Raw genomic sequence first — 4,128 nt, 5'->3', positions numbered from 1 at the left:
TATTCACGTATAGATGTCAAGTGCTGTCGGAAGAAAAATTAGAGCAATCCGAGAGTGCCTCGATATGGGAAGGCAGGAATTCGCCGATTTAACCGGGATTCCTAAAGGCACCTTAATTGGTATTGAACAAGATAGGCATGAGCCAAAAGCAGGGGTTTTGGAGACTATTGCTAAAGTTTGGCCTGAATATGCCGCTTATCTATTAACAGACGAAACAAACGTAAAACAGAAAAATCCGGAGCTAGAAGCTTTGGCCCGGGAATTGGAAGATCAGAAAAAGGCGAGTTAATCGCTCGAGAAGTAAAACAAAGATGGTTTAACAAAAATAAGCAGTATCACTAAACTTTTTGGGAGGGACTTTAGTGATGAATGTCAGTGGCATTATTTCGGGGCTCTTGCCCTTGTTGCTCATATTTCTTGCACTTCAACTTCTTGTTAAGTCATTTAGACCTAAGAAACGCTGGCAGCCAAAATCTCGCAAGGTGGTGCAGTTCAATAAGCCTGAACCAGCACAAGCACCACAAAGCCAACCCGCGCAAGTGCAATCCCTAGCATCCCACAAAACCTTAGCTGCTGATCTCCCCTATGAGCAGCGCAAGCCACTAACAACCTCAGAAGCAGTCTTTTACTATCGCCTAGCCAAAGCATTGCCTCAATGCATCATTCTTCCCCAGGTACAGCTAAGCAGTTTCATCAAACTCAAAAACGCAGCGTGGTATGTGCGATTAGGTAACTCATATGCGCTGCATAACCGAATCGCCCAACAAAGCGTTGATTATTTAGTGTGCCTAAAAGACTTCACTATTGTTGCAGCCGTTGAGCTGGACGATAGATCACATGCGAATAAATCCAGGCAGAAGCTGGACATCAAGAAAGAAGAAAGCCTAAAAGCGGCTGGTATTGCCTTAGTGAGATGGCACGCAGAGCAAATGCCTTCTGCCGAAGACATCTATAAAAGATTCTCTACAGAGCAAGAGGCAGTGAATGGATAATAACGAGATAGAGTTCCTTAAAAGAAGGCCTCGCAGGGAAACACCGCATGGCCTAATCGCCTTCATCCTTGTTTCCATAGTCGTATCAGGCGGCCTGTATGTGCTCTATCAGCACAAAACTAACAAGCCAACCGCGCAAGAAATATCCCCAATCACCCAGGCAGAACAGCCAAGTAATGCCTGGAGCCATCCTCCACAACCAAGACATACCGCACAGCAGGCATATCAGGTTAAACCAGAACCTTCTGCTTATGTACCGCATCTCAACAGACCCACTGTATTCAAGTGTAAACACCCAGACGGCCGCATCATGTATAGTGAATCAGCATGCAGCGCTGGCGCTACTACCCACATCGTCAGTGTGGAAGAAAACGTCATTGATTCAAGCGCACTAAGAAACAAAGCTAACCAAATGCGAGCAATGGCCGTGCGTGGTGATACGGAAGTAATGCGTGTTAGCGATGTTCGCTACATGTCAGAAGTGGAAGTCTGGAAAAGAATCAAAGAGCTAGAAATGGACTTGCAAGCCATTACGGCCAGTCCTGAAAAAATGAGCGCAGCGAGGACAGAAATCAATATTCTCAAAACTAGAAAAGTTAGAGAACTTAGCTATGACGATGAGAATGAGCGTGCCGGCTTGCGACGCTTACTGAATAGTACTGATAGCAGCACTCGTCGCGAAGCGCTGAATAAATTGAATTATCTATATAGAAAGTACGGATAGTTAATAATGCTAGATACGTTCCTACAATTATTTTTATTTGGATAATTTCTTAATGCTTTCAATTATTTAATGGTTAGATGATAGGATAATATTCAGTAGTTTTTAATAAACAATAAAAGAATTTTAATGAGCTGGGGAGAAATGAATGAGTAATCATGAAGTTGTTCTTGCTGAAGTTTTTGAAATTGCTAGAAGTCATGTGAGTTGGACATCAATGCGAGCTGCATTGAAAGACCAAAACATTGTAATTAGTACAGGATGGGATAAAACGTATAAAAAAATACTCGAATCCTATAAAAAACCAGAAGAAATATTGGCTATAGCTGGAAAAGTAAGAGAAATTTACTTAAATAGCATTTGGTATGGTAACAAGGTTCTCAGAATAGGAAAAATTAATCCTGAATATATTCCACAGATAATGACGTCTCTTGAAGGATTGAAAATTCAAGATTCTGAGTTTAAGAAAACGTTCCCATATCCAATTGATATAACTACTCTAAAGCAATGCAGTATATTGCCCACTCTTGTTCACATTAAGAAAGAAACTGATTCCTTACTTTTGATTTTTTGCGCCAAAAGACACTACTTTGAGAGAGAAACATTTGAAATTGATGCATTAACTGATTCAGTTAAGAAAGCATTTGGTTCATACGATTCATTAGTTGCATTAAGGCATGTTGAAACTCAAGGATTTGATACTATTAGAATATCTAGCGATGGGTATATAGAGTTTGGAGCAGATTTAATTGATAAAATAGGACTGGACGACCACCGAATGTTTATAGGTAACCTTATCGGTGAGTTTTACGGCTATATGAAACACTTATTAAAGTTAGATGATAATGAGTTGAAAATTATTAGTTACTCTGGGCTTTTGCAAAAACTATATAGCGAAGAAGATGGAAGAATAGTTGAGATTGGACATGATACTGGAACCACCGGAGGTATTGTTGAAGAGAAAATGCGTAGAAAAACTATGGATGTTAGAGATGAGAATTTCCATAAAGGTGGTATGGAGGCAAGCACAGGAGTTTCTTTATTCTCACTAGGAAAAACTTGGACTGTTGCAGGATCGGCAAGTGAGCCAGAGTTATTCCTTCCGGGATCTATTAGAACTTTGGCAAATAATAGTCAAGGAACCTATGAGGCTATTCTAAAAGGATGTATCACCCAAGCTCATTATGGTTGGATTATTTCAAAAATTAAGCAATATTTAGATGAAGATTCATCAAAAAAGTGAATAACCCTGTATTAGAGATTGAAATCAGGATTAGAAGAGACTTTAACGGGTCTCTCCTGGAGAGAGCATGTCTTGATCTGTTTCATTTTCTAATAGATACACCTATTGAGAACCTAAAACATATTTCATTTGCTAATTTATTCAAAATTACTAATGAATCGTTGGATGCTAATGATCTGGTGATAGTATCCTCCTATATGACAGGATATATAGATTTCCTTAAAGAGTGTTTTGAATTCATTGATGAGGATAATAATTCTTACGATCTAGATGTTGAAGATGTTCAGCAGGCGAGACTAGATGGATTTTTAATTCATCCAGAAAGTGGTGATGCAATATATCAAGCTGATGCTCATATATTTATTTATTTTCTGCCTGGGAATGGTTTGGTAAGGGTGAAAGAATTAATCAATGACAAATAATCCAAGCCTACAGGATTTAATGACGGTTTTAAATAATCCTATGGCAATGAATCAAATTAATCTCTTTTTGGCAACTACTTATGAACAATGGGTAAATGTACTATATGAACAATTAGACAGTGCAATTGAGCGAATGGAAGACGGCGCTTCCTATTATCAAAAAAATAGTAATGATGAGGATACGTTAACACATCACCTAATTAACCCTCTTTCCCAGCTTGGATATAATGCAACGCATGATTCCTATACCAGAGGGCATGTAGATATAAAAATAATTCACCGAAATTTTGTTTGGCTGGGTGAGGCAAAAATTTACAATAGTTACGCCAAATTACTGGATGGATATCAACAACTAACTACTCGATATTCCTCAGGGGATGTAAATAAAAACCAGGGGGGAATGCTGATTTATTATTATGGTAGAAATACGAAGAGAATGATGAGTGCTTGGCAAAGAAAACTTGGAGGACATGATAGCCGTATTAATTTCACAGATTGTTCTAGAAGGCCTGAGCTCGCTTTTATCTCAAATAAAATCCACGAGGTCTCTGGATTGGAATATCGGATACGGCACATCCCGGTAATGCTTCGCTATAGCCCAAAAAAGTAAAGGCATAGCAATGCAACAAAGTGTCAACCACAAAGAAATTTAAAGATGTGTCATGATGGTTTTTGATTGCCAACATCATGATTTTGAATAATGATGGAGCCTAAAGGTCGAGTGCGGCATTTACTCATAATCCGTTGGTG

Annotated in this window: 6 protein-coding genes; all 6 read left to right on the top strand. The window is 38.9% G+C overall.

Annotated elements, in window-relative coordinates; genetic code table 11:
• The first annotated feature begins 13 nt into the window (after positions 1-13).
• Positions 14-289, top strand: coding sequence for a helix-turn-helix transcriptional regulator (locus tag ACKF11_RS15300; RefSeq protein WP_407997761.1), 276 nt, complete (start codon positions 14-16; stop codon positions 287-289).
• 76 nt (positions 290-365) lie between these two features.
• A complete protein-coding gene (locus tag ACKF11_RS15295) occupies positions 366-992 on the top strand; it encodes a DUF2726 domain-containing protein (protein WP_407997762.1) in 627 nt (208 codons plus the stop codon).
• On the top strand, positions 985-1,716 hold the full coding sequence (locus ACKF11_RS15290; RefSeq protein ID WP_407997760.1) for a hypothetical protein: 732 nt from the start codon (positions 985-987) through the stop codon (positions 1,714-1,716). The genes ACKF11_RS15295 and ACKF11_RS15290 overlap by 8 nt, the downstream gene beginning before the upstream one ends.
• A 145-nt stretch (positions 1,717-1,861) precedes the next feature.
• A complete protein-coding gene (locus tag ACKF11_RS15285; protein WP_407997759.1) occupies positions 1,862-2,956 on the top strand; it encodes a hypothetical protein in 1,095 nt (364 codons plus the stop codon).
• Positions 2,953-3,378, top strand: coding sequence for a hypothetical protein (locus ACKF11_RS15280; protein ID WP_407997758.1), 426 nt, complete (start codon positions 2,953-2,955; stop codon positions 3,376-3,378). The genes ACKF11_RS15285 and ACKF11_RS15280 overlap by 4 nt, the downstream gene beginning before the upstream one ends.
• Entirely contained in the window at positions 3,368-3,988 is a 621-nt protein-coding gene (locus ACKF11_RS15275) for a hypothetical protein (protein WP_407997757.1), read from the top strand. Before ACKF11_RS15280 ends, ACKF11_RS15275 begins: the two co-directional genes overlap by 11 nt.
• Positions 3,989-4,128: the final 140 nt, after the last annotated feature.

Origin of the sequence: Methylobacillus draconifructus, assembly GCF_045984385.1 — a bacterium.
GTDB classification, from domain to species: domain Bacteria; phylum Pseudomonadota; class Gammaproteobacteria; order Burkholderiales; family Methylophilaceae; genus Methylobacillus; species Methylobacillus flagellatus_A.
This window is presented reverse-complemented; position numbering and strand designations above follow the sequence as displayed.

Bases quoted from the DNA above. Each gene is read 5' to 3' on its own strand.
- ACKF11_RS15300 (WP_407997761.1), top strand. From the start codon at position 14: ATGTCAAGTGCTGTCGGAAGAAAAATTAGAGCAATCCGAGAGTGCCTC.
- ACKF11_RS15295 (WP_407997762.1), top strand. From the start codon at position 366: ATGAATGTCAGTGGCATTATTTCGGGGCTCTTGCCCTTGTTGCTCATA.
- ACKF11_RS15290 (WP_407997760.1), top strand. From the start codon at position 985: ATGGATAATAACGAGATAGAGTTCCTTAAAAGAAGGCCTCGCAGGGAA.
- ACKF11_RS15285 (WP_407997759.1), top strand. From the start codon at position 1,862: ATGAGTAATCATGAAGTTGTTCTTGCTGAAGTTTTTGAAATTGCTAGA.
- ACKF11_RS15275 (WP_407997757.1), top strand. From the start codon at position 3,368: ATGACAAATAATCCAAGCCTACAGGATTTAATGACGGTTTTAAATAAT.